The organism is uncultured Roseibium sp., assembly GCF_947494555.1.
Lineage (GTDB): Bacteria > Pseudomonadota > Alphaproteobacteria > Rhizobiales > Stappiaceae > Roseibium.
Genome location: NZ_CANLVF010000003.1, coordinates 61346 through 85738 on the forward strand (window position 1 = coordinate 61346; position 24393 = coordinate 85738).

Here is a 24393-nt window from a genome sequence, read left to right on the forward strand (position 1 = left end):
TCCGAAGCCATTGGACAAGCCACTCGTCCGAGCGCTAGAACCGGCCCCTATTCCAACTCAGAAGGAGGCCCGACCATGGATCCCAAATACATCCGTTCCGGCAAACGCATGAGCCAGATCGTCATCCACGGCAACACAGTTTATCTTGCCGGTCAGGTTGGCACCGCAGGCAAGGACATCGCGGCGCAGTCCCGGGATGCCCTGGCGGAGGTCGACAAGCTGCTGGCGGAAGCCGGCACAAGCAAATCCAAGGCCCTGCAGGTGATTGTGTGGCTCGCAGACATGTCGGATTTTGACGCCATGAATGAAGTTTACGACGCATGGATTGATCCGAAGAGCCCACCTGCGCGCGCCTGCGGTGAAGCCAAGTTGGCGACACCGGAGTATCTTGTCGAATTCATCGTGACCGCAGCAACCTGACGCGAACACGGTCAGTCCGCTTCCAGGGCACAAAGGTCCTGTAGAAGCGGACTGTCTTGATGCTCTGCGGCACTCCCAGGTTTATGTGGCAAGACAATCGTGACGTCCCGCTTTTGGCTGGCCAGGCGCTCTGTCAGGCCAGCCTATCTTGCAGCAGCGAGATAGTTCTCCAGTTCCGCCTTTACCGCCTCGATCGTCTGATCCGGCAGGCGCTCGTCGGCCAGGTCGTCAATACCTGCAGCGAGGTCGAAACGTGCTGCAAACCGTGTCGCGGCGAGGTCGGCGAGGCGCATACCGGTTTCAGCGCCAGAGGGCGCATCGCCCTGCACCGGTCGGGAGTCGGCCAGCGTTACCGCCGCCAGGGCCTCGATAACGCGGGGACTGTCAATCTCGCGCAATGCTGACAGCAGGAATTCAGCTGTAGCAAGATCCCCTGATCCGGCAGCTGCGGTCAGACGATCCTCTGCCTGAGCGTCTCCCAGTTTCGCTAGTGCGGTATCCACCATCAATCCCATAGAAACGGCAGGAGACGGCGGGGAAACTTCGGTGAGTTCATCGCCTCTGGCGTCCCGCAGTTCCCGAAGAACCGCAATCGTCTCTTCCGTCGCCGGATCATGGGCCAATATTAGGATTGCACCGCCTGCCGTCAGGCCATTTTCGACAGCCTTGCGGATCTGATCACCGACACCTGGCTGTATCGCGTCCGGTCCAAGACGGTAGATCGCAGCAGCAGCGCGTGTTGCGATATCGTCAACCGGGTCCGAGAGTGCACCGGCGAGCACCGGTGCAGTTGCAGGATCGTCTATCCGTCCAAGCATCGTTACGGCCTCACGCCGGACCGTTTCGTTGTTGTCGGCAAGCAAACGCTCCAGTGCGGATATGGCAGCTGCCGTTGGTGCGGGCAGCTGACCGAGCGGCCCGTAGTCACCGGTTTTTACTGCTTCGAACGCCTGAAAAAGGCTGGCTTCGTTGAAGGAATTGGTCACAGTCGACCTCCTTTGCTCTGCGCCCACACCGCCCGACACGACGGTTATGGCGGTGGCGATTGCCACAGCAACAATTGCGAGTTTCCAGCGCATCACGGGTTCATGACATTTGCATGTGCCCGTGGAATGAAAGCGCCAGCGCCCTGGCCACCGACCATCAGGTCCCGCGCATTTACGGTATGGGCACTCACCCCAAGGTGATGCCCAATCTCATGCGCCAGAACATGCCAGAACGGCCAGGCAAGATCGTCTTCAAGCAGACAATTGCCACCGGCCGTACCTGCATCGGCTCCGTCGCCCAGTTTCTCGTCCTGCTCATAGCGCCAGACGAAAAAGACATTGAGATCTGATGCCGCATCTCGATTGGCGACGACCTTGCGCCACTCGTCCGTCCCAGGCACGCCGGTCCATTTGACAATCTGCCCGAGGTTGCCGGCGACGGAGTAGCTCGGATTGACGGAACGCTTTACCAGTTCGACGTTGATCTGATCCTGAAAAAGCTTGTTGGCGTGGTCAAATGTGGGCTGCAGACTACCCGGCTTACGTCTGGTCTGGTGACCGGAGGTATCGCTCACATAGTTGAAGGTCATTGTCACGGTCTTCTTTGACTTCACCGAAACGTCGAGCCTGACAACGGTCGCGGGGCCTTTCTTGGCCAAAATCTGGATGTTCGATTTTGTATGGCCCTTGATGATGAACTCGCGCCCACCGTGGACGAAACACTTCTTCACTTCATGAACAGTCGCAACGCCGGTGTTGGCGCTTACCACCGTAAGATCCGCACCGTCCATCAGGCGAATGCGCCGTTCGCCGTTTAAGGGGACCATTTGCCAACGGGGAATAGTGGTGTTGTCGAACCCTTGAAGCTCTTGTGCCGCCTCGAAGCGTGGCGCGTTCGGACCGGGTGGAGCGGGTGAAACGGGATTGGCACCACCTGGCATCTTCTGAAAAATCTGATCGAGACGGTTCAAGGTATCGCGGCCGACGATGCCGTCGACTGAGCAACCGTCCTGCTCGGTTTGGAACTTGCGTGTCGCGGCATAGGTCTCCTGACCAAAAATGCCGTCCATAACGCCGCCTGCACCGGTGGAATTCGGGAGATTGAAATTGAGATCGACGTAAGCTTTCTGCACAAGGGCGACTGCATCGCCCCTTTCACCCCACTTCATGTATGGAGAATTTTGTGCCGCGGACTGGAGCCGCACGTTGTCCTTAAAGCGATCAGATGTCAGAGCCATTCCGGCAGTCCTCTTCTACGTACGCCCTGAACTGAAACACCCCCAGTCGGCCTGCCTAAGATGCTTCACGTTACGTCAGAATATCGCAAAGGAGGACTTAGCGCGAGTCGAGATTGCGCAATCAACCAAGGGTTAGCCCACGAAGTCTGGCGTGTGATCGGCCAATATCAAGGATCGGCGTTTACCCGGCCAAGCCTTGCCACGGGGCAGTACATCCTGCCACGTTTCCGGCGCCGCACTCACCTGGAAATGATGCTTTCCGCCTTACAAGCCAATGGCTTGCTTTCGTTTTTTTGCCAGTGCTTCCCGGCGATCCCGGTTTTCTCCCACCCGGAATGACATTTCCACGAAGTCAAGATGGTCTCTTGCAGCCGCATCCGCTTCGTCTGCATCACCGGCAAGCACAGCATCGGCGATACGCTTGTGCTGTTCCATCAAACGGTCGCCTGATCCGTCGATGCTGCGCAGGAAGCGGCGATTGTAAAAAACGCCGCGGCGTGTGAGATCATATATGGAGCGCATCATGTGGATCAGCATGGCATTGTGGCTGGCATTGACGACGATGCTGTGAAATTTCACATCCGCCTCTTCGGAGGCTTCAAGATCGCCTTCGACCTGCGCCCGCTGCAGTTCCGCAATCACCTCCTCGATCGCCGCCCGGTCGGAAGGCGTTGCCCGCTCGGACGCGAGCCGGGCCGCGAAAGCCTCCTGCTCCTTGCGGTATTCCAGATAGTCATAAAAGGCGACGCCGTGGCGGGCATAAAGGCTGATCAGCGCGGGGCTCATGGCCTGGCCGGAGAGCTGGGCGACAAACGTCCCCTCGCCGTGGCGGACATGTAGCAGACCGAGATCTTCCAGACGCTTGAGCGCGTCTCTGACCTTTGGCCGGGAAACGTCGAACCTTTCCGACAGTTCCCGTTCTGAAGGCAACCGCGCACCTTCCTGCAGAATGCCCTGCACGATGAGGTTTTCGATCTGATTTGCGACCAGATCGACGACAGATTCCGCGGCAATTGGTTCGAACAAGCTATTCAGGTCACCCATACGGCACCTCCAATAAGATTGGTAATCTTGGTTTACCTCACATGCAAGTATTTTCCCCGATACACATCCGTTTATGCACCTAGATTCAATTCCTTAAGCGCCCACGGCTTGCCGGGTGAGCTCAAATCTGATCACTAGTGGTAAATAAAATTGTTGACTAAGTTAGAAGGTTAATTTTATTTACCTCTGGTTTTTGGTGATGGCAGACCGTGACGGACTGCCGAAAACCACGTGTTTGGAGGAGATAAAATGACCAAGCTTTTGACCAGCCTTCTGCTTGCCGCGGGCCTTGCCGCGCAGCCTGCCCTTGCCGCCGACAAACTGCTTCTGAAAGTCCCCGTTGCGTTTTCAACCGAACTGCCGAGCCTTGGCACGCCGATCCCGCGCGTCGCCGAAGAAGTCGAAGTGATGTCCGCCGGCACGTTGCGCATGAAGGTGTATGAACCCGGCAAATTGGTCCCGCCATTCGAAATTCTGGACGCTGTCTCTTCGGGCAAGATCAATGCCGGCTACACGACGGCCGGCTATTGGGCCGGCAAGATTCCGGCCGCACCGCTGTTTTCGGCGATCCCGTTCGGACCGGAAGCCGGTGAGTACATGGCCTGGATCTATTACGGCAACGGCCTGGATCTGTACCAGCGCATGTATGACGAGGCGGGCTACAATGTGAAAGTTCTGCCCTGCGCGGTGATCGCACCTGAAACGTCCGGCTGGTTTTCCAAGGAAATCAATTCCGCGGACGATCTGAAGGGCCTGAAGATGCGCTTCTTCGGCCTTGGCGGAAAAGTGATGGAAAAGCTCGGTGTCGCAACATCCCTGCTGCCGGGCGGCGAAATCTTCCCCGCCCTTGAAAAAGGCGCCATCGATGCGACAGAGTTCTCCATGCCGGCAATCGACCAGCGTCTCGGCTTTCACAAGGTGGCCAAGTACAACTACTTCCCCGGCTGGCACCAGCAGGCGACCGTCTTTGAGCTTCTGATCAACAAGGACGTCTGGAATGCCGCATCCGAACAGCATCAGCATATCCTGGCCGAAGCCTGCAAAGCGTCCATGGCCGACAGCTTTGCCGAAGGTGAAGCCCTGCAATTCGACGCCCTGAAGCGCAACGTGGAGGAAAACGGGGTCGAGATCCGCAAGTGGAGCCCGGAAATGCTGCAGCTCTTCCGTGATACCTGGGAAGAAGTCGCGGCAGAAGAAAGCGCAAACAACGCCTATTTCGCCGAGGTCTATGCCGACCTGACCGCGTTCCGCACGAACTACGACCTGTGGGAACAGAACGCGTTCCTTCCCCGCTTCTGACAAAGCCCCTGCCGTGCCCGCTTTTTCGGGCACGGCCTCTTTCGGCTTTCAGCGCGCCAGCAAGGGTCTTTTGCCAACGCCGCGCAAAGCTAAGCCGTACCGGACTTGAGGAGGACCGGCACCATGAGCATGAACACGAATTACGAAGGCGATCTCGCCCAGCATTATGAGGCGATCACCGAACACAAGGACCCGGACCGCTTCGGTCTCGCGGTCGCAATCGACACCTTCGTAAAAGCCACCGGCCACGTGGTCATGCTGGCCAATCTGTTGCTGGTCGCCGCCATCGTTACCCAGGTTGTTCTGCGCTATGCGTTCAACGTAAACCTGCCCAAGCTCGATGAACTCCAGTGGCACATCTACGGCCTCGTGACGATGATCGGGGTCTCCTATGCGCTGACCACCGACAGCCACGTGCGCGTCGATCTCATGCATATGCAACTCTCGCGCCGGGCACAGAGGATCGTCGAGATCCTGGGTATCCTGTTCCTGTTGACCCCGTTCATATGGCTGATGGCCGACCAGGGGCTCGACTATTTTCAGGAAAGTTTCCGCGTCAACGAGCGCTCATCTTCCGCCACAGGCCTGCCCTTCCGTTGGGCGTTCAAGGCGATCATCCCGATCAGTTTCGTCCTTCTGGGCATTGCAGCGCTCGCGCGCCTTCTGCACGACGTTCACGCTCTGATTGTTGCGCATCCTTCCGAACGGCAAGGTGCTGGCCTCACAAGGCTTCTGGTTCTGATCGGCATCTTTGCGCTGATCACGGCCGGCTTGTCTACCCTTGTGGAGACGACAGAAGAAATGCTCGTCATTGCGATGTTCATGAGCTTTGTCGGCTTGCTCTTCACCGGATTTCCGGTCGCCTGGACACTGGCCGGAACAGGGATGATATTCTGCGGCCTCGCCTATCAGTTCGACATGGGCAACATGGCCTGGACCGGTCTGGAGGATACTTTCACTGGTCTTGACTACCTGACCCTCGGCGCCGTCGTGAACCGGGTCTATGCGGTCATGTCGAATGCCGTTCTCGTGGCGCTGCCCATGTTTATCTTCATGGGACTGATGCTCGATGAAAGCGGTGTCGCCGAGCGGCTCATGACCTCCATGACGCGTCTCTTTGGCACCGTGCGCGGCGGTCTTGCCATAACGGTGACCCTGATCGGCATCATTCTTGCCGCCTCAACTGGCATCGTCGGTGCGTCCGTCGTGCTTCTCGGCGTTCTGTCTCTGCCGGCCATGATGCAGCACCGGTACTCCAAGACCCTTTCGACGGGTGTCGTCGCAGCCTCCGGGACGCTCGGCATCCTGATCCCGCCGTCCATCATGCTTGTCATCATGGCGGACCAGATGGCGCTTTCGGTCGGCGATCTCTTCATGGCGGCCGCCATTCCCGGCATGCTGCTGGGTGCGATCTACCTGCTCTATATTTTCGTTCTGGCCCTGTTGAACCCGAAAGCGGCGCCGGCGCCCGAAGGCGCAAGTGCACCGGACTGGGAGGCGTTCAAGGATATCCTGGTTGCGCTTGTTCCGCCGCTTCTGCTGATCTTCGCCGTTTTGGGGTCGATTTTCGCGGGCATCTGCACGCCAACGGAAGCCTCGGGCATCGGCGCGATCGGCGCCACTCTCCTGGCGCTTGCCTATCGCAAGCTGACTTTCCGGAAAACCTGGAACGTGCTCAAGGCAACCTTCAACACGACCGCCTACATCTTCGCGATCTTTCTCGGCGCCACGGTCTTTTCGTTCGTCCTGAGAGAACTCGGCGGCGACGAGCTGATCGAAAGCATGGTCTCTTCGACCGGGCTGGGGCCGAGCGGAACGGTCATCTTTATCCTGTGCATCGTCTTCCTGCTCGGGTTTGTACTCGACTGGATCGAAATCACGCTGATCGTGCTTCCGCTGATGCGGCCCATCGTCAACGGGCTCGGACTCGATATCCCCGGCTTCGGTGCCATCGATGAGCCCGCGCTGGTCTGGTTCGTGATCCTGGTTGCGGTCACCCTCCAGACGTCTTTCCTGACACCGCCGGTGGGTTTCTCGCTCTTTTATCTGAAAGGCGTCTGCCCGGACGGCATCAAGCTGACGGATATCTATAAGGGGATCGTGCCGTTCGTGCTGCTGCAGCTCTTCGGTCTGGCGCTCGTCTTCCTCTGGCCCGCGCTCGCCACCTGGCTGCCCTCGGTCGCTTATTGATCAATCCGGCAGGCCGGACTTCCGGCCTGCCTTTCGCCCAGGCATGAGGTTTCGGATGAAAAACGACGCTCTGATTCAAAGGCTGAAGGACGTTGTCGGACCCCGGCACTGTCTGACGGATGCCCGCAAGACCGAACGATACCGCAAAGGTTTCAGGTCCGGCCAGGGCGAGGCAATAGCTGTTGTCGTGCCGGGTACACTCGTTGAGATGTGGCGCGTTCTTGAGGCCGTCGTCGCTGCGGACTGCATCACGATCATGCAGGCGGCCAATACCGGCTTGACGGAAGGCTCGACCCCAAAAGACACATATGACCGCAGTGTCGTGATCATCTCGACGCTGCGTCTCGACAAGCTGCATGCTCTGGATGATGGCCGCCAGATCGTCAGCCAACCCGGCGGGACGCTTTTCAAGCTGGAAAAGCTCCTGAAGCCATTGGGACGGCAACCTCATTCGGTGATTGGCTCGTCCTGCATCGGCGCGTCCATCATCGGCGGCGTCTGTAACAATTCCGGCGGGGCCCTTGTCCGGCGCGGCCCGGTTTATACGGAACTCTCCCTCTACGCGCAGATCGATGCGGCAGGCGAACTGCAACTGATCAATCACCTGGGCATAAACCTCGGCCAATCCCCTGAAGAAATTCTCGGCAAGCTTGATCGGGATGAGATCGATCCCGCACACGTTGACTGGGAAACCGGGCGGGCCTCGGACGACACGTACGGTGAGCGTGTGCGCGACATCGATGCCGAGACCCCGGCGCGCTACAACGCTGACCCGCGCGGACTTTACGAGTCCTCCGGTTCAGCCGGTAAAGTGGCCGTCTTCGCTGTGCGACTTGATACCTTCCCGATCGAGACCGGCGACAAGGTCTACTACATCGGCACCAATGACGCCCGCCAACTGACGGATTTGCGTCGCCGCCTTCTTGCCGACCTGCCAGAGCTTCCCGTCAGCGGCGAATATCTGCACCGCGAGTGCTTCGACGTTGCCCATCGGTATGGCAAGGACACGGTTTTGATGATCGACTGGTTCGGCACCGACCGGTTGCCCTTATTCTTCGCCTTGAAGGGAGCGACCGACGCCCGTTTGAACAAGGTGCCTTTCCTGCCGAAAAACCTGAGCGACAGATTCATGCAGTTTCTGTCCCGCCTCGCACCCGAAGCCTTACCGTCGCGAATGCTCGACTACCGCGCGCGTTTTGAACATCACCTGATCCTGAAAGTTTCCGGCGCGACCGCTGCCCAGACCGAAACGATCCTCAACGAAACGATCGGAAGTGACGGCTGGTTCCTGTGCGACGACAAGGAAGCGGGCAAGGCCATGCTGCATCGTTTTGCCGCTGCGGGCGCTGCGGTGCGCTACGGCGCGGTTCATACTGGCGCGTGCGAGGACATTCTGGCACTCGATATTGCCCTGCGGCGCAACGACGAGGACTGGTTCGAGCAGTTGCCAGAGGAGATTGAGGATCAACTTGCAGCCAAACTCTACTACGGGCACTTCCTGTGCCACGTCCTGCATCAGGACTATGTCGTGAAAAAAGGCTGCGATCCGAAAAAACTGAAGGCACGGCTTCTGGAAATCCTGGACCAGCGCGGCGCCGAATATCCGGCCGAACACAATGTCGGACACATTTACACAGCTAAGCCAGCCCTTGCCAACCACTACCAATCGCTTGACCCGACGAACAGTTTCAACCCCGGCATCGGCAAGATGTCGCGCGAAAAACACTATGCGCAAGGTTGCTGCGGTTCGCGTGGAAAAGAAGCGGCCGAGTAATTGTATCCGGTCGCTCGAACTGGTTTGAACGCGGCTGCGAATCTATAAAACTGGAACAGTCTGCTTCATGATGGTCACCGGACAATAGTCGGGCGCACGTCAATTTCCGGATTGTGGCGAGCGCCGGCTTTCGTGGCAATCATTCCAACGGCCGAAAACCGAATTCGATGAGAACTCCGGAAAGGTCGGGCCCGCCACTGCGATTGCCTCTGATTGAGAGTTGCGCTTCACCTTGTGGTCGCAGTGTCGTTGTGGTTTTACAATCACGACTGGAGCATTGACGGACAACACTTTCACAGACAACAAGGTCGGCCCTGTGAGTTTCCAGTCAAGTCCCGTTTGAGATTGGAAGTGGTGGTTTGACTGAATTTCTCGCAGCAACTTTAACCGGGATTACTTTGGGACTGGCAGCCGGAATGGCTCCAGGCCCCCTGATGACATTGGCCATCACTCAAACTGTGCGTCACGGATACAAAGAGGGATTTTTGATCGCGGCAGCTCCGCTTGTAACTGACGTTCCTATTGTGCTGACACTATTTTTTTTGCTTCGGGAACTGCCTGGACAAGCGCTTGGCGCTCTTGGGATGGTTGGGGCCCTATATGCTCTGTTTTTGGCATACGAAACCGCCAAGGCTGAATCCGTTGGAGAAGCCGGCTCTGCAACCGCGCCTGCTTCCCTGAAGAAGGGAGCTCTTGCCAATTTTCTGAGCCCTCACCCTTACCTGTTCTGGATTACTGTAGGCGTACCTTACGTGTTAGCTGCGCACGAAAAGTCGGCAATGGCGCCTTGGGGTTTCATAGCCGGGTTCTATCTTCTGCTGGTTGGTTCCAAAGCAGGTGTCGCAGCACTGACGGGGCGATATCGGGGCCTGTTGACCGGCCGGGCTTACCCCTATGTCATGCGCGGCCTTGCGCTTGCGCTGGTCATCTTCGCAATTCTCCTTTTCCGCGAAGGCTTGCATTTCTTTTCCGCTGACGTGCAATAGCAGGGTTTGTGTCAATGCAGCTGTCTGGGGAGTTCATTCGGCCCAAATACGACTCCTCTCGCGATGAAAGGTGCATGGCACCGCTGTGACGCGCCCATGCATCCCATCACGTTCCAGCTCTCGGAGTTTGGTCGGCCCTGCCCCCTGACTTGGTCAGTTCATCGAGCTGATGCCAAAGACGTTGCCCTCCGTATCCCGGCAAAGGCTCACCCAGCCGAATTCGCCGATGGAGAATTTGGGCCGCAGAACCTGGCCTCCGGCAGCATCAACGCGGGCTTCTTCGACAGCGCAGTCTTCCGCCGAGAAATAGACAACCGTTCCACCCACGCCCGGAGAAGCGTGCGCCGATTTTGACAGGGCGCCACCTGCACCATAGGCGCTCATGTCGGCAGGGAAACTCATCATTTGGGTTTCACCGGTCGGGTCACCTATGGGTTCAAGCTTGCAGTTCAGCACGGTTTCGTAGAATCGGACGGCGCGATCCAACTCGTTCACGTAGATGTCGAACCATCCGACGGCGTTCATTTTCGACATAACCAACTTCCTTTCGTCGTTGCATATGCCACTCACCTACCAAGCCGTCAGGAGCCTGTATTGTAGATATCAGACATCGAACTTCCGGGCGTATTTTTCGGGCGTGTAACCCGTCGCTTTCCGAAAGGAATGGATGAAATGGGACTGGTCGGCATAGGCAAGCGACGGCTCGCCATCCAGCGATTGCTGCAACCGGAGAACTTTCAGGAAATCGTGCGGCGCGAACCCGGTTGTCTTTTTGAGAACGCGCTGCAACTGGCGCGGCGACAGGTCTGCGGTCTCCGCCATGTCGGCAACGGTTCGGATCCCGTCAATATTCTGGAAGATCTTTTCGGTAACGGGATTGGCAACAACTTTTTTGTCCGCAACCAAACCGTCCACGAACTTCGACATGACGTCCTGCTTGGCTGCAAAATCCTGACCGATCATCTCTGTGTTAAGCGAAACGAGCGGGAGGGGGCCGGTATAGCTGCTGTTCACCATCCCATATGCCACCGGCTCGCGATCTCGTTGCCAGACACCGGGCAGGAAGCGAATGTTGACGTAGTGAAACGACGTTCCGAGGTTGAGTTCTTCCGACGAGGCCTGCAGACGTGTGATCCCCGCGACCTTCGGGTCAAGCTGGTCGAAGACCGCGTAAGTACAGGCGTCGGGCAATGCATGGAACCGGTAGTCCGACGTCAAGGCCAATTGCGTTTTCAGTTCCAGAAAGCGGTGTACGATGCCGCTCAGATGTGCAGGCGGAAGGGCCTCGACAAACTGTACGGCATCTACTGCCTTCTCCTTGCTGTTGCCTTTGGGATCGTACATCTGATGCGCCCGTCCGTTTTTTTGCCTGATCTCCTCAAAACATTCTATCTGCGCAATGCGAAAGGCAAAACCGGCGGGCATAGCGCTTTGCACAGACCTGTGGTCTAATCGGGTTGCAAAACAACACTTGCCACTTTGTATTTTGCAGTATTGATATTGTGTTTTCATAAAAAGTTGGAAACTATCACTGGCGCTGCTTTCGACAATTTCGCAATAGACGAAAGGCTTTCAGCTTAGCCCAATGCCCGAAAATCTTCGATTTTTAAATACAAACTCGGCGATATTCAGCGTCATTGCAGTCCTCATGTTGAATACGATTGGTGTGTCTTATAATTTTGGCATCTTCGGATCACTTGGACTGTCGTATTTCGATTTCGCCGATACCTCTGATTTCTTATTGGCAGCTTTCAAAAGTCCGATTGCTTTTGCTTTCGCTTTATTCCTCGCCATTATTTCCTTCAGGGTATTGGCAAATAAGTATCGAATAGATTTTACTTCTGATGTTTTTGAACTTCGGTTCTACATCTATGTTCTGGCCGTGTTTTTTGGTTTAGTGGTCGCCCCAGCATCAATTGGATACATAAATATTAGAGCGGCAAATGAGTATAAAACGCCGAGCAGGGAACTAAACACTATTGCCTCCATGTTCATTGGCCAATTTCCACGTGTAAAGATTTACTGCGAAATGCTTCAAGGCAACAAAAAAGAAACAATATTAATCAATGGAACACTTGCAGCTGAAGCTGGCGACATTTATTTGATAAAACTGCGACCTGATGAATCTCTAGCAGCAACCGTCGTATCAAAGTCTTGCGTTAAGCTTATAGAGACTGACTACTAAATTGAGGACAATACGAACGACGCAAATCAAAAATGAATTTATATGAAAACGATGCGGTAAAGTCAGATTAGCGTGCGGGGCCTGTTGCATTTCGTTTGCCTGTACAAACCTCATTATCGATGCCGTGCTCAACGTGACAAATTAAGTCGCATGTAAGTTTCCTGATGCTGTGCTGGCTGATGGTTCCGTCTCCGGTGCTTCGGCGACTGAAGAAACCGTGTCTAAACGAAAAAACAAGCTCAATGACTTTCGGGTTTTTGCTCGAAAGATCAATCAGTTTGCGATGCAGCCATCTTCCGGCTGCCAAAATTTCACCGGACTCGAACACTCTGAAAATAACCAAGCCTTCGCGGTTCTTTTGATTGACCTCACGATCGGAAGACGGGTTACCAATCACAGGTGAAGTGGAAAAAGCGTACACAGTTGAAATGTGCGGCGAACTGTAACCAGCACGCTGCGCTAGCCCTCCACCCAGCGAATGCCCAACCGCTACAATTTCCAGGTCCGGCCCAAAATCCCCAAGCAAGCTTGGAACCAACTGCATTACAAGTTCGGTTGTTGCATGATACTGGTCGGTGGTAATTGGATTGAATTTAGTAAGCCACCTGAAGTTTGAATACCAATCTCCCAAATCGTCTAATTCGGTACCACGAAATACAATCGCAACCCTGTTTGGGCCGGCTGCACTTGTGTCTCTCCAGACACGATAGCTTAACCCAGGGACAGAAAGCCGAACGCTTTTACGTTTTACTTTGTAATTTTCGGTCGAATAATCAGGAAGATGGCGCCATCGCGCAAGGTAACGCGTACTACGGTCACACTTTAAGGTCAGTCTACCACTAGGATCTATTTTCTTGTCATACGAAGCTTCCGACAGCAGTCCGTATTGCCAAACGCCCCTTAGTCGCGCGTGTATTTTAGCGTTTACGACTTCTTCTATTGGGCGGTATTGCCCGCCGAGAAATTCTCGCTTTGTGTCGGCAGATCGAACCAGCACAAAGTCTGATTTGTTTTTTTTGTTTCCGTAGGAGTCCTGACTAAAGGCACTGCTCTCGATTGCACAAATGCACGCAAGAGCAATGACCAAGGCCTTTAAGAAGTGGAAAGTTGTCATGGCTCCGAGCTGCATCCAAGTGTACCCGTTTGTGTCTGGGAACGACAGCTTAGGAGATCTCCTTTTGCAGACTCAAGTCACACGAAATGACCTTGAGAGAAAAGCAGCCAAATAGGCTGATAAACCAAGACAACAATTGGTGGTACGCTCCGCAGTCAGTGCTACCAAATACACCGAGACGACCTTCAAGCCTGCACCGCCACTGCCGGAAGGAGTCTACCCATTATGGCCATGACCGTTGGCCAGCTTTCAGCATCTGCCATTCCGCGGCGGCAGCAAAAGGGATTGCAAAACCCCACCACCATGCCATCGATTTCCGCAAGCGAGGTGTCAGCGACGGGTTTGCCTGAATAGGGGCAGGCTTCATTGATGGCGTCGGAGATATCTCCCTTATAGGGTTTGCCCCGCAGTACGGGCTGGCGCGGCCAGTCCTTGCTGCTTCCCGAAGGCAGGTCGAGATGCAGGTCGTCGATCTTTCTAAGCTGTGCATCCGCGCACGCGTGCCACCTTCGAAAGGACGGAAGGGCGTAGATTGTCTCGACATAGGCTTTCGTTACCTCGGTGAGCTCAAACCCATACGTGATGAACCGTGCGACAATGGGAGCGAATGCAGCATCTGCGGCGCAGAATGTCTGCCCGCACAGGTATGGCCCGCCTGAAACACCCAAGGCCCATTCCAACAACGCAACAATCTTGTCGGCATCTTCCTGCTCGAATTTGCTCGGAACGAAGCCCCGGTAACGCGCGTGCAGGTTCATCGGCAGGGACTGCAGTGACGAAAATCCGGTTCTCGCGCGCGCCGACAAGGAACGCGCCATCGCCCTGGTTTCGGGCGCCACGGGCCAAAGTCCCGCGTCCGGATGGCGCTCCGCAAGAATATCGGCTGCAGCGGCACTTTCCCAAATCAGCGCCCTGCCGCTTTGCGTGTCTTCCAACAGGATCGGAAGAGACGTCGCGGGCGCGTGCCTGACGAGCGTTTCAGCGAATTCCTCGGAAAACATCGGCACGTATGATGGCTGGAAATCGATGCCGAACGCATCCACCTCCAGCCAGCCGCGCATCGATTGGTCCGAGTAAGCGTATTCGCCAAGCAGCAATTTGTAAGCCATCAACTGATCCTCGCTCGTGCCTGTGAAATTCCTTCGTTGAGCACCTAGACTAGCCAAATCCGGTTTGGCATAAATGACATCATGCCCAAGAAAACTGCCAAACTGCATAGTGTCGTTTTTTTCATTTATCCGGGGGTCAAGCTTCTGGATCTCGCCGGCCCCTTGCAGGTGTTCAATGATGCCACGGACCAGCTTTCGGGAGCTCAGACCTACCGCACCGCGCTGGTCTCAGCGGACGGCGCAGAAGTTGCGACGGACACACCCGTCAGCGTTCGTTCCGAACCTGCGGCCCAATGGTGCAATCCCATCGACACGCTTGTCGTGGTTGGCGGCCGAGGCGCACAAGCGGCCTCCCGTAACGCGGTGGTGGTCGACACGCTCAAAAGGCTGGCAAACCGGTCGCATCGGATCGCCTCGATTTGCACCGGAGCTTTTTTGCTCGGCGCTGCCGGGCTTCTGGAAGGCCGCAGAGCCGTAACGCACTGGCGCTATTGCACTGATCTTGCACGCGACCACCCCGAGACGAGGGTCGATACCAATCCGATTTTCATTCGGGACGGACATATCTGGACATCGGCAGGCGTGACTGCCGGAATTGACCTGGCGCTTGCGCTGGTCCAGCAGGACCTTGGCAGAGACGCATCGCTATCAATTGCACGCGACCTTGTTGTCTTTGCTGTCAGGTCCGGAGGCCAGGACCAGTTCAGCACCACGCTTCACAGCCAGGTGTCGGATCAATCCAGCCGCTTTGATAAGTTGCACGCCTGGATGCAGGAAAACCTGCACGACGACTTAAGCGTCGAAGCGCTCTCGGACCGTGTCGGCATGAGCCCCAGAAACTTCGCCAGGCAGTATCAGGCGTCAACAGGCTCGACACCGGCAAAAGCTGTTGAGGCGATGCGCGTTGAAGCCGCCCGCAGGTATCTTGAAGAAACGGATCTGACCGTTGTACGCGTCGCCGAAATCTGCGGCTTTCGAAGCGACGAACGGATGCGCAAATCGTTTATTCGCACGCTTGGCGTGCCGCCGCACGATTATCGGAGACAGTTCCAGGGTGAGGTGTCCTCAACGCCGCACGACGAAGAAAGCTAGATCGGGCACCAATCGCGCGGCCGGCTACCGCTTTGATACGACACGGCAGAAAAACGTCGGAATCCGGATCGGTGATGACGCAGATCATGCGCAGACTGCCGGAAAACAAGGGCCTAATGTCATTTGAGCCAAGACGAACGCGTGCGACATTGATTTCTCGAAGCGTGGGAAGGACGTAGCGGTGCGAAAGGTACGGTCGAACAGCACATTGGACGACAGGGATCTTCTGCAAGACCGGGAGAGGTCCTCAAGTTCAAGAAGGGTGTCGGAAGCACGCTTCTTTTGGCCTGTGGCGCGCTTGGCAGGGAGATCGTTTGGCTCATCGAAAAGAACGGCCTGAAGCATCTCGACGTGCAATGCCTGCCCGCCAGCTTGCATCATACGCCCGACAAAATTCCCGAAGCGATACGGACGCAAATTCGCGCCAACAAGGACAGATACGACAAGATTTTTGTCTTGTATGGGGACTGCGGCACCGCCGGGGCGCTCGACCGGGTTCTGTTGGAAGAAGGCGGATGCGAGCGGATCGCAGGTCCGCACTGTTTCTCGTTTTACTGGGGAAACGAAGCCTTTGCCGCATATGGCGAGGATGAGATCACGACCTTCTATCTGACCGACTTTTTCTGCCGGAGCTTCGAGAAGTTCATCTGGCAGGCCTTCGGTCTCGACCGGAACAAGAACATGGTCGATTTCGTCTTCGGAAACTACGAGAAGCTCGTCTACATGCCGCAATCCGACGATCCATCGCTGGAGAAGAAGGCACGCGAGATAGCCAGCCGCCTCGGTCTCACCTATGAACGGCGTTTCGTGGGCTTCGGTGAACTGGAGACGGCAATCCGCAGCGCCTGATACGCCTTGCGATACCAGGTGACCTGAACGTGTTGGCGCGTTTCATGTCGGGTAAGGGATGCGCACAGAGCTCCGGGCACTCGGGGTCTTTACCGGTATGAGCTTTTTTCCGAAAACAGCCGGACGAACCGACCAGAACAGATTGCCTGGGTGCAGGACGGAGCCGCCATTCACCCCTGGGGTTGTTCAATGGCCAAGATCCATAACATCCATCAGCCAGTCGATGCTGTTCAAGCATTGATCCAGGGTCAGACTAATCTCATTTGGAGCAGCATCCGCAGCAAAAACAAAGCCGTGAATGTAGTCGATCAACAAGTTCAGCATAACGTCGCCGGGGTCACCGCCATTGAGAGCCTGTGTTCTGTATTTGACTTGAGATGTGAAGTCACGAAGCGACTGAGGCATGCAATTTGGCGTGCTTAGCAGAAAACGAACAAGATCGGCGTTTTTCAGAGCAAGTTCGATATAGCGAACCAGCAAAAGCCTAAGCTCAGCCCTTGGCGTGCCAACAGAAACGCTTGCGTCAATACCTTCGAAAGTCTGGGCTGCAATATCGCGCAGCAATTGCTCCCGGCTACCAACGTGATACTTCACAGCCATCGCTGTTACGCCCAACTTGGCAGCGATCGAACGAAAGGTAAGCTCCTCCAACCCGTAAGTTTCCAAAATTGAGTGGGCACATTGCAGGACAGTCTTCTTATCGACACCGCCTACAAGCTTCTTTGGTCTTCCTCTACGTTTCGGCTCAGACACGGATCAGACCACCTTATATCTCAACTCCACCAACCCCGATGGGAAGGATTTTGTGTGCGTCAGCTCAAGATCAATGTCTGCCGGCAGCTCGCCAAACAATCGAATGCCGTCCCCAAGAAGAATGGGAACAATCGCCAATTTGAAGTCGTTGATCAGCCCCAACTTGAGAAAAGATTGCACGATGGCTCCGCCGTCGACATAGATGCGTTGCCACCCTCGTCGATCCACCTCTGCCACTAGCTCCTGTGGCGACAGATTCATGATTTCTACCTTCTCAGCCAATTCGGGTGGCACGTCCTCATTCGCGATTGAGTTGCTCAGAACCACAACAGGTTTTTCATAAGGCCAAGCATCAAATCCTAGTACGGTGCGATATGATCCGCTGCCCATCACAATGACATCAATGTTGCTGAGGAACCCGGCAAAGCCATGATCTTCATCGGCTGTGTTTTGTTTCATCAACCAATCCAGCGAATGGTCTTTTCGCGCTACATATCCATCCAGCGTGATAGCCATCATGACGTGTCCGGTGGGCATATCAACCTCCAAAAGAGTTATTTATACAATGTATAAATAACTCTCGAAAAGACCACAATACGCCTGAATTTTTGTGGAAAAACACGCACCGTACCGCGGCAACCCGGTTGAAGCGGACCCAATTCCGATCTTCGCGGCAGATGCAATAACAGGCCACATCGCGCACGGGTTTTGGTGTTTCAGAAGGTCGCGACAAAATCGCTGATCCGGACACGCATTGCGATTAGGTCAAATGGCAGAGATGCAGAACGAAGTAGAGCTCTAACCCAAGTCGGTCAGACCTACTTCTGGCTTTCCCGGGCGGGGTTGTTTAATGGGCAATACACTGACCGAATTCGTCCCGCATGACGACGAAATCGCGAAAGTCGTGCGCGCGCACTATGATCGACTGACTGACGGTTTCGCCCGCGCCTTGGCTCACGAAATTGATGTGTCGCCAACACAAATCGAAATCAAGAAACTAGCCGGTTTTCTGGCGGTCGCGGTTCAAGGGCTTTGGGCGTATGCACGCGGAACCGACAAGATTGGCAACCTGGCGCAGCAAGCGGAAATACTGATCGAGCTTGTAGAACTCAAATTCGCAGCCATGTCTGGTAAAGCGAGAACAACATGACGGTTGCGCAGGCCTTTACACATGGATTTTGACTTTTACCAAGATCTATTTGCCCCATTTGGTGAGATCACGACCCGGAAAATGTTTGGTGTCGACGGGATTTATTGTGATGGGCTTTTCTTTGCAATTGTTGCAGACGATGAACTCTGGCTTAAGGTTGATAGTGTTACACGGGCTGCGTTCGAAGCGGCTGGCGCTGAACAATTCATCTATCAAATGAAGAACAAGTCCACTCCGATACCGTATTATCGAGCGCCGGAAGATATCTTTGACGATGAAGAAAGCTTACGCTTCTGGACGCAGCACGCCCTTGACGCAGCGTTGCGAAATCGAAAACCCTCAAAGAAGAAAAAACAGTAACTCAAATTCTTTAGCATTGACGTTTCAATTTGATAGCGCGTATCGGCTATTCGCTGCATTGAAAAAGTGATGACCCTTTTCAGAGCTCCAGAATGCGGATCAGACCCTGAAGCTTATGAGCGTGCGCAAAAGTTCAATCTGGCTCCGGACCCCGACTTTTTCAAAAATACGCCGCAGATGCGTGCGCGCCGTATTTCGCGAGAAGCCGAGTTCAGCGGATATCCCTGAAAGATCGAACCCGCGCGCAATACGGTCGAGGATCTCAGTCTGGGTTTGCGACAGGCCGAAAATCAGCTCAGCGATCCGGATCTGTTTTGACAGATCGGGATCCTCCCCGAAGAGAACATAAACGCGGCAGTCGGCAACCCTAACCCAGCATGTCAGCAGAGCGCCCTCGCCGTCTTCGCCAAGCACCACAGGAAAAGTGACCGAGTTTTCCCCGGCTGAAGCGACCTGACTGAACTGGCCGAACCCTTTGAGTTTATGGGACCGGGAAACCGTTTCCCGAAGTCCCTTGTCCCAGGACGGACTGGACGCGCGCAGCGTTCCGTGGCTGATCGTCAGTCCTTCGAAGGTTCTAAGACATTCGGAAGCGGCGGAGTTCAGCCAGACAACCCCGCAGTCCTGGTTGACCTCGACAGCAGGGGAACTGATATCCCGCAGGGGTTCAGCCCAGCAACCGTGGAAAAGGATGCGCCATCGGCGGCCAGACCGTTCGAAGAGCCGGAAATTGTGTGACAGGTTTGGTGCGATCAGAGGATTTTCGGTTTCGGTCGCAATCTCATCAAATGTAGCCCATGCCATATCGCCATGAACTTCAATTGTAATGTTTTCGCGCCGAATGTCGGCGTGAATGGGCCCGGGCGATGCATCCATGGAGTCAAAGACGTTGCGCCGGAATTCCTCATACCCTCTGGCGATCTGCATCGTGCCGCATTCCATGATGCTCTGGAACCGTTCGTCCTGGACCCAGTTTTTTTCCCAGGCGGTTCTGTCGCGGGCAAGATACGTTGAAAGATCCGTCTCGATTACGGACTGGATTTCTGCCCGTGCCGCCTGAAGTTCCGGGTCATGCGCCGTCATATTTTGCCATTACCGTATCCCGTGACCGCCTGGTGCGTTGTCGAACAGTGCCCGTTGAACCGCCAAACAGCAGATAGGCCATTTGAACGACAAATGCCGCGACCCGAACGTACCATTTTTTAAACCTGACCGGTTTTGGAAAGAGACCGGTGTCATCTGCAAAGAACTGGTAATAGGCATCCTGCTCGCTCGTGGTCTGCCCACAGAAACCACCTGTTTTTTGTTTGTTTCGAAGCATCTGGTTCCAGTTGCTCATTGTCGGACCTCCGATTGCGATCCGATGCAACTAGCACCGTTTGTTTCATGCATATGTCACCCCAGAGGATGACATTGGGCCGGGTTGCCAAACTGAAAGTCTGTTGCCCTTGAGTGGCGAATGCAGCTCGGCCCATGCGGATAGAGTGCGTTGGCTATACATTGCCCGTCCGCTATCCCGTCGACACCTGCCCTCAAATCCTGCCTTCACGGCCGTGAGAACAAGAAACCGCATTGCGATCAGGGAAAATCATCGCCAATGCCACTAGCGCGAAGAACCGCTGCAATAAACGCATTGATTTCAGCACGCGCTCTTTCATTCATGAGGCTTTTGCCAAACGCCCCTGCATGCAATTCTCATCCAGGTGCAAGGGGTCTGCCTGGACCTGTCACGGAATTGCACCGCTCCTTTGACTTGGTATTTTGCCACAAAGGAGAATGTTCATGGGATCAAGTGGGCTGATCCTCGACAATTGCGGCAACCGGAAAGAGCTTCAGAGCAACCGAATCTTCGATTTGACGAATTTTTTACGCCTGAACCAGGATCTACCAACAGGCATTTGCCTGTTTTATGACGCCAAATTCACGCCAAATCGCTCATATTCGAAACTCCTAGTATGCGCATCAGGAATTACATATTTTTCAGGGAGTTGTAGTATGGCTGGTGATTTGTTTTTGAAGCTCGACGGAATAAAAGGTGAAGCACAAGATAAATTTCATAAAGACGAGATCGATATCTTAAGTTGGTCTTGGGGAGCTACTCAGTCCGGCACAACCCACATGGGAAGTGGATCAGGGTCAGGAAAAGCCAAATTCGAGGATTTAGTATTCACAAAGTATATCGACAAGGCAACGCCGGCACTCATTCAGCATTTGTCTACAGGGAAGCATATTTCAAATGGGCTTCTTTGCGTTCGAAAGGCAGCCGGAGCGAGTCCACTTGAGTACATTAAATTGGAAATCAAAGATCTTATTGTAACCGGCGTAAGTTACTATAATAACGAAGAAGACGAGCGAATGGTGGAATACATAGCCCTGGATTTTGCCGAATACAAATTTATTTATACTGAGCAAAAACCGGATGGCTCAAAAGGTGCCGCACCGGAATTTTCTTGGGACATTTCGGCGAATGAATTTACGTAAACTAGGTTCTGTTGACAAAGCCGCGTAACCAGATGCGTGCGGCGGCGAGATTGAGGAAGGCACGGAAGTTGGCCGCGTGTTTCTCATGACTAGTAGCGATGCGCCGACAGTGTTTGATCCGGTTGGTTAACCGCTCAACGTGATTTCGATGACGGTAGAGATACGGACTAAAGCAGATCGGATCGCGCTGGTTCCGATGGGGCGGGATGTTCGACAAGCCTCCACGTGAACTCACGAATGTTCTTATCTCGGTCGCGTCGTAAGCCTTGTCGGCAAGAACCGTTCCGCCGCTCGGCAGGTTTTCAACTAGAGCCCGAGCCATCAAACTGTCATGCTGCTGACCGCCGGTAATCATGACTTGGAGCCGCAGTCCGTTCGCATCAACAACAGCGTGGATTTTGGTCGTCAGCCCTCCGCGCGGTTGAATGGCGAATGCGGCTCGGCCATGCGGATAGAGTGCGTTGGCTATGCTTTGCCCGCCCCGCTATCCAGTCGACACTCGGCCTCAAATCCAGCCTTCACGAGCGTTAGATGAAGAGACCGCATTGCGATGAGATAAAATCATTGCCAATGCCACTTGTGCGAAGAACCGCTTCAAGAAACGCATTGATTTCAGAACGCGCTCTTTCATTCATGAGGCTTTTGCCAAACGCCCCTGCATGCAACTCTCATCCAGGTGCAAGGGGTCTGCTAGTTCGTTAACAACAGAGCTGAGATTTGGGTGACCTTGCAAGTGCATCATGCTTTGCCAAAAGGGGCACATATGTGATTGAACACACGATCGACATTCGACAAAACCTTGACGACCGCACTGTCACAGCTGCTGCACAAAGGATTTGCGCCAACGAAGACCTCACCGTTTTCAAAAATCTTGGCAACGTCAATCGAAGGCCCACTGCACTTTCAGACTTTTGCTCGGTGGTGCGCTGGCGAGAAATCTTGAAATTTCCTCGAGTGGCAGTCTGTGCGAAACCACGCGATCAATTTCGGAACCGTGGCCAGTTATGATGTCCAATGACCTTGGGATGTTGTGGTTTAGAGAATGCGATCCAGCAAGCGTCAATTGCCTTCGGAAAACCTCGAAAGGTCTAAGATCAATCTTCGCATCAGATGGACAGACGCCGAAAAAAAGACCTTTGCCTCCGTTTGCCATATAGTCGGCAAGTCCTGCAGCAACAGCCGGAACGCCCGTTGCTTCAACCGCAAGATCTGCTCGATGATGCCACTCTTGTAGGTCACAGGAGCCGCTTGCGATTGCTTCGAATCCAAAGCTCGATGCTAATTCAAGACGGCTGTCCGAGATGTCGCAGAAGGTTACCCTTGAGATGCCTGTCGACTTAAGCGCCATTCCCATGAGCAATCCCATCGGTCCGGCACCAAAGATCAATGCCTCTTCCATCCACGGAGCGTGAACTGCATCGACGCCATTTAGAACACATCCCATGGGCTCTGCCAAAGCGGCCTGCTGGAAACTCATGTCACCGATGGGATGCACGTTGGCGGCATTCACGAGACTCAATTCAGCAAACCCTCCATGGGTTGTTACACCGTATGCGCCAAGCTTGTCACAAAGATGCGCCCAACCGTGCCTGCACGCCCGACAGGTGCCACATTCGAAATTCGGGTCAACAGCGACACGGTCTCCGGAGGTGACATTTGCTACACCTGACCCAACATCCACAACGACGCCAACATATTCATGACCAGGTACAACGGGAAAAGCGCCAGTCCCATAGTTGTCTTTCAAAACTTCGTAATCGGTGTGACAAATTCCGCTTGCCTTGACTTCGACAACAACTTCACCCGGCCCTGGCGCGGGATCCGGCAAATCCTTGAACTGAACTTCATTTTTTCCGGTGAAAACGACAGCCTTCATAGCGTGATTATCCTTGCAGGTATGATACCAACGCTGCTTCCAAACCTTCGGACCAGATAAGCGAAAGCCAGGTATGAAACCGGACTTGGAACAGGGCGTTGTTTCCTAGATCCCCGTAGATGTCACTTTGGTCCAACCATGCTTGCGGATTGGACTTCGCTGCCCGGGCAGTAATCACTAGCCTATCCCACACAGGATCATTGGGCTCTATGATAGTGCCGTCTTCCCGTGTTCCCTCACACATCCTCGCCCAGATCGCCTGGGACAGCGCGAGACCGTCAACGGCGTCACCGTTGGCAAGCGCGTCACGCAAGGTTGGAAGAACAAATCCCGTCTGGCGCGAATAGCCGTCAAACGCCACTCGTCGCACGGTGTCGATGATCTCGGGATTTGAGAACCGTCTGTCGATCAGATCGACATAAGAGGCTGGTGCTACACCCGGGGCAGCTTTTACCTGAAGTGCGATCTCAATCCTTGCAATCTTGCGAAAAAACGCACCAATCAAAGGGTGCGACATACATTGTGAAATGTATTCGAGAGACAAAATTTCACCCGCATCGGCGATGATCTGATGACCACCGTTTAATATGCGAATTTTCATCGTCTCGTGGGCATGTACGTCCTGCGTGAATGTCGCGTCGACTTTGTCCCAATCGGGACGCCCGGCACAAAAGTCGTCTTCAATTACCCATTGACGGAAATTTTCATGGGTTACCGGGGCTGCATCATTGATGCGGAATTGCCTGGCCAGTTCCAGTTCCCTCGGCCCGGTAGCAGGAACAATGCAATCCACCATGGAATTGGGGAAGGAGCAATTCGTATCAATCCAATCTGCAAGATCCGGATCGGATAGGCGCGCGAGTGAAACCAGCGTTTGTCGCAAGATTGCGCCGTTGCCTTGCAGGTTATCGCAGCTTTGGCAGGTGAAAGGCCCCGATGACTCCCTGCGGCGTGTTTTCAGTGCCGCAATCATGGCACCGAAAGCTGTTCGAGGACTGTCGGGATGAGCGGCATCATGTCGGATGTCAGGATGATCCGAATTGAATGCATTGGTTACAGGGTCAATGTAATATCCGCCCTCGGTGACGGTAAGCGAAACAATGCGGATTGCAGGGTTGGCCATTTGCCGTATCAAGGCGGCGTTGTTTTCCTCGACGGGCACGAAGCCGATCATTGACCCGACGATTTCCACTGAAGGTCCATTGGGGTCCAACTCGATCAGGGTTGTCAGGTAGTCCTGTGCTGACAACCGTTTCCGTTGAGCTTCGTCGCCCCGGCGAACACCTGCACCGATGATCCCCCAATCCAGCGCCTCTCCCTGCTGCATCAGCCGGTGCAGATACCAGGATTGGTGCGCACGGTGAAAGTTACCCAAACCGATGTGCACGATGCCCGGTGTAATGGCCGTGCGATTGTAGGTAGGAATACAAACACCTGCGGGCAAATCGATAAGTGCTGCGTTTGAGAGTTTTTGCATTGGCATTGGC

Annotated in this window: 25 protein-coding genes; 11 read left to right on the plus strand and 14 right to left on the minus strand. The window is 54.7% G+C overall.

Going from position 1 to position 24393, the window contains the following annotated elements:
- Positions 1-75: 75 nt before the first annotated feature.
- Positions 76-420 carry a RidA family protein gene (locus Q0915_RS15035; protein WP_299474924.1) on the plus strand — a complete coding sequence of 115 codons (345 nt, stop codon included), beginning with the start codon at positions 76-78 and terminating at the stop codon, positions 418-420.
- A gap of 143 nt (positions 421-563) precedes the next feature.
- On the opposite strand, the gene Q0915_RS15040 is transcribed toward Q0915_RS15035, so the two are convergent.
- The 3 genes from Q0915_RS15040 to Q0915_RS15050 all read right to left on the minus strand — a co-directional run bounded on the left by Q0915_RS15040 (position 564) and on the right by Q0915_RS15050 (position 3688).
- The gene (locus tag Q0915_RS15040) at positions 564-1499 is read right to left on the minus strand and encodes a HEAT repeat domain-containing protein (protein ID WP_299474927.1); all 936 of its coding nucleotides are present in this window, start codon (positions 1497-1499) and stop codon (positions 564-566) included.
- Complete coding sequence (locus Q0915_RS15045) at positions 1499-2644, minus strand: peptidoglycan-binding protein (RefSeq protein WP_299474930.1); 1146 nt, start codon at positions 2642-2644, stop codon at positions 1499-1501. The genes Q0915_RS15040 and Q0915_RS15045 overlap by 1 nt, the downstream gene beginning before the upstream one ends.
- Positions 2645-2908: 264 nt before the next feature.
- Entirely contained in the window at positions 2909-3688 is a 780-nt protein-coding gene (locus tag Q0915_RS15050; RefSeq protein ID WP_299474933.1) for a FadR/GntR family transcriptional regulator, read from the minus strand.
- Between the two features lie 249 nt (positions 3689-3937).
- Here Q0915_RS15050 and Q0915_RS15055 point away from each other — a divergent pair, with 249 nt between their 5' ends.
- From Q0915_RS15055 to Q0915_RS15070, 4 genes are all read left to right on the plus strand, one after another.
- A complete protein-coding gene (locus tag Q0915_RS15055; RefSeq protein ID WP_299474936.1) occupies positions 3938-4987 on the plus strand; it encodes a TRAP transporter substrate-binding protein in 1050 nt (349 codons plus the stop codon).
- 123 nt (positions 4988-5110) lie between these two features.
- Positions 5111-7177 carry a TRAP transporter large permease subunit gene (locus Q0915_RS15060; protein WP_299474939.1) on the plus strand — a complete coding sequence of 689 codons (2067 nt, stop codon included), beginning with the start codon at positions 5111-5113 and terminating at the stop codon, positions 7175-7177.
- A gap of 55 nt (positions 7178-7232) precedes the next feature.
- The gene (gene dld / locus Q0915_RS15065; protein ID WP_299474942.1) at positions 7233-8951 is read left to right on the plus strand and encodes a D-lactate dehydrogenase; all 1719 of its coding nucleotides are present in this window, start codon (positions 7233-7235) and stop codon (positions 8949-8951) included.
- A gap of 359 nt (positions 8952-9310) precedes the next feature.
- Positions 9311-9937 carry a LysE family transporter gene (locus Q0915_RS15070; RefSeq protein WP_299474945.1) on the plus strand — a complete coding sequence of 209 codons (627 nt, stop codon included), beginning with the start codon at positions 9311-9313 and terminating at the stop codon, positions 9935-9937.
- Positions 9938-10090: 153 nt separating this feature from the next.
- Here Q0915_RS15070 and Q0915_RS15075 read toward each other — a convergent pair whose 3' ends face one another.
- The gene (locus Q0915_RS15075; protein ID WP_299474948.1) at positions 10091-10471 is read right to left on the minus strand and encodes a VOC family protein; all 381 of its coding nucleotides are present in this window, start codon (positions 10469-10471) and stop codon (positions 10091-10093) included.
- 69 nt (positions 10472-10540) lie between these two features.
- Positions 10541-11281, minus strand: coding sequence for an AraC family transcriptional regulator (locus Q0915_RS15080; protein ID WP_299474951.1), 741 nt, complete (start codon positions 11279-11281; stop codon positions 10541-10543).
- A 241-nt stretch (positions 11282-11522) separates the two neighbouring features.
- Between Q0915_RS15080 and Q0915_RS15085 the strand changes: the two genes are divergently transcribed.
- Entirely contained in the window at positions 11523-12122 is a 600-nt protein-coding gene (locus Q0915_RS15085; RefSeq protein ID WP_299474954.1) for a hypothetical protein, read from the plus strand.
- A gap of 67 nt (positions 12123-12189) precedes the next feature.
- Here Q0915_RS15085 and Q0915_RS15090 read toward each other — a convergent pair whose 3' ends face one another.
- Both Q0915_RS15090 and Q0915_RS15095 read right to left on the minus strand, forming a co-directional pair.
- Positions 12190-13251 carry a hypothetical protein gene (locus Q0915_RS15090; protein ID WP_299474956.1) on the minus strand — a complete coding sequence of 354 codons (1062 nt, stop codon included), beginning with the start codon at positions 13249-13251 and terminating at the stop codon, positions 12190-12192.
- 170 nt (positions 13252-13421) lie between these two features.
- Complete coding sequence (locus Q0915_RS15095) at positions 13422-14345, minus strand: hypothetical protein (RefSeq protein ID WP_299474959.1); 924 nt, start codon at positions 14343-14345, stop codon at positions 13422-13424.
- Positions 14346-14426: 81 nt separating this feature from the next.
- On the opposite strand from Q0915_RS15095, the gene Q0915_RS15100 reads away from it, so the two are divergent.
- A complete protein-coding gene (locus Q0915_RS15100; protein ID WP_299474962.1) occupies positions 14427-15437 on the plus strand; it encodes a GlxA family transcriptional regulator in 1011 nt (336 codons plus the stop codon).
- 282 nt (positions 15438-15719) lie between these two features.
- Positions 15720-16286, plus strand: coding sequence for a DUF1638 domain-containing protein (locus tag Q0915_RS15105; protein ID WP_299474965.1), 567 nt, complete (start codon positions 15720-15722; stop codon positions 16284-16286).
- A 186-nt stretch (positions 16287-16472) separates the two neighbouring features.
- On the opposite strand, the gene Q0915_RS15110 is transcribed toward Q0915_RS15105, so the two are convergent.
- A complete protein-coding gene (locus Q0915_RS15110; protein WP_299474968.1) occupies positions 16473-17039 on the minus strand; it encodes a TetR/AcrR family transcriptional regulator in 567 nt (188 codons plus the stop codon).
- Between the two features lie 3 nt (positions 17040-17042).
- Positions 17043-17576: a dihydrofolate reductase family protein gene (locus Q0915_RS15115; protein ID WP_299474971.1), complete on the minus strand. Its 534-nt coding sequence runs from the start codon at positions 17574-17576 to the stop codon at positions 17043-17045.
- Between the two features lie 313 nt (positions 17577-17889).
- Here Q0915_RS15115 and Q0915_RS15120 point away from each other — a divergent pair, with 313 nt between their 5' ends.
- Entirely contained in the window at positions 17890-18189 is a 300-nt protein-coding gene (locus tag Q0915_RS15120; protein WP_299474974.1) for a hypothetical protein, read from the plus strand.
- Positions 18190-18210: 21 nt separating this feature from the next.
- A complete protein-coding gene (locus Q0915_RS15125; protein WP_299474977.1) occupies positions 18211-18549 on the plus strand; it encodes a TfoX/Sxy family protein in 339 nt (112 codons plus the stop codon).
- A gap of 99 nt (positions 18550-18648) precedes the next feature.
- Here Q0915_RS15125 and Q0915_RS15130 read toward each other — a convergent pair whose 3' ends face one another.
- Both Q0915_RS15130 and Q0915_RS15135 read right to left on the minus strand, forming a co-directional pair.
- On the minus strand, positions 18649-19632 hold the full coding sequence (locus Q0915_RS15130; RefSeq protein ID WP_299474980.1) for a LuxR C-terminal-related transcriptional regulator: 984 nt from the start codon (positions 19630-19632) through the stop codon (positions 18649-18651).
- Positions 19619-19888, minus strand: coding sequence for a hypothetical protein (locus Q0915_RS15135; protein WP_299474983.1), 270 nt, complete (start codon positions 19886-19888; stop codon positions 19619-19621). The genes Q0915_RS15130 and Q0915_RS15135 overlap by 14 nt, the downstream gene beginning before the upstream one ends.
- A gap of 443 nt (positions 19889-20331) precedes the next feature.
- Here Q0915_RS15135 and Q0915_RS15140 point away from each other — a divergent pair, with 443 nt between their 5' ends.
- Positions 20332-21030, plus strand: a complete 699-nt coding sequence (locus tag Q0915_RS15140) for a type VI secretion system tube protein Hcp (protein WP_299474986.1) — start codon at positions 20332-20334, stop codon at positions 21028-21030.
- A 1-nt stretch (position 21031) separates the two neighbouring features.
- On the opposite strand, the gene Q0915_RS15145 is transcribed toward Q0915_RS15140, so the two are convergent.
- The 3 genes from Q0915_RS15145 to Q0915_RS15155 form a co-directional block, all read right to left on the minus strand.
- The gene (locus Q0915_RS15145; RefSeq protein WP_366525298.1) at positions 21032-21499 is read right to left on the minus strand and encodes an IS5 family transposase; all 468 of its coding nucleotides are present in this window, start codon (positions 21497-21499) and stop codon (positions 21032-21034) included.
- 411 nt (positions 21500-21910) lie between these two features.
- Entirely contained in the window at positions 21911-22906 is a 996-nt protein-coding gene (locus Q0915_RS15150; RefSeq protein WP_299474989.1) for an alcohol dehydrogenase catalytic domain-containing protein, read from the minus strand.
- A gap of 7 nt (positions 22907-22913) precedes the next feature.
- Complete coding sequence (locus Q0915_RS15155; RefSeq protein WP_366525288.1) at positions 22914-24389, minus strand: mannitol dehydrogenase family protein; 1476 nt, start codon at positions 24387-24389, stop codon at positions 22914-22916.
- Between the last annotated feature and the right edge of the window lie 4 nt (positions 24390-24393).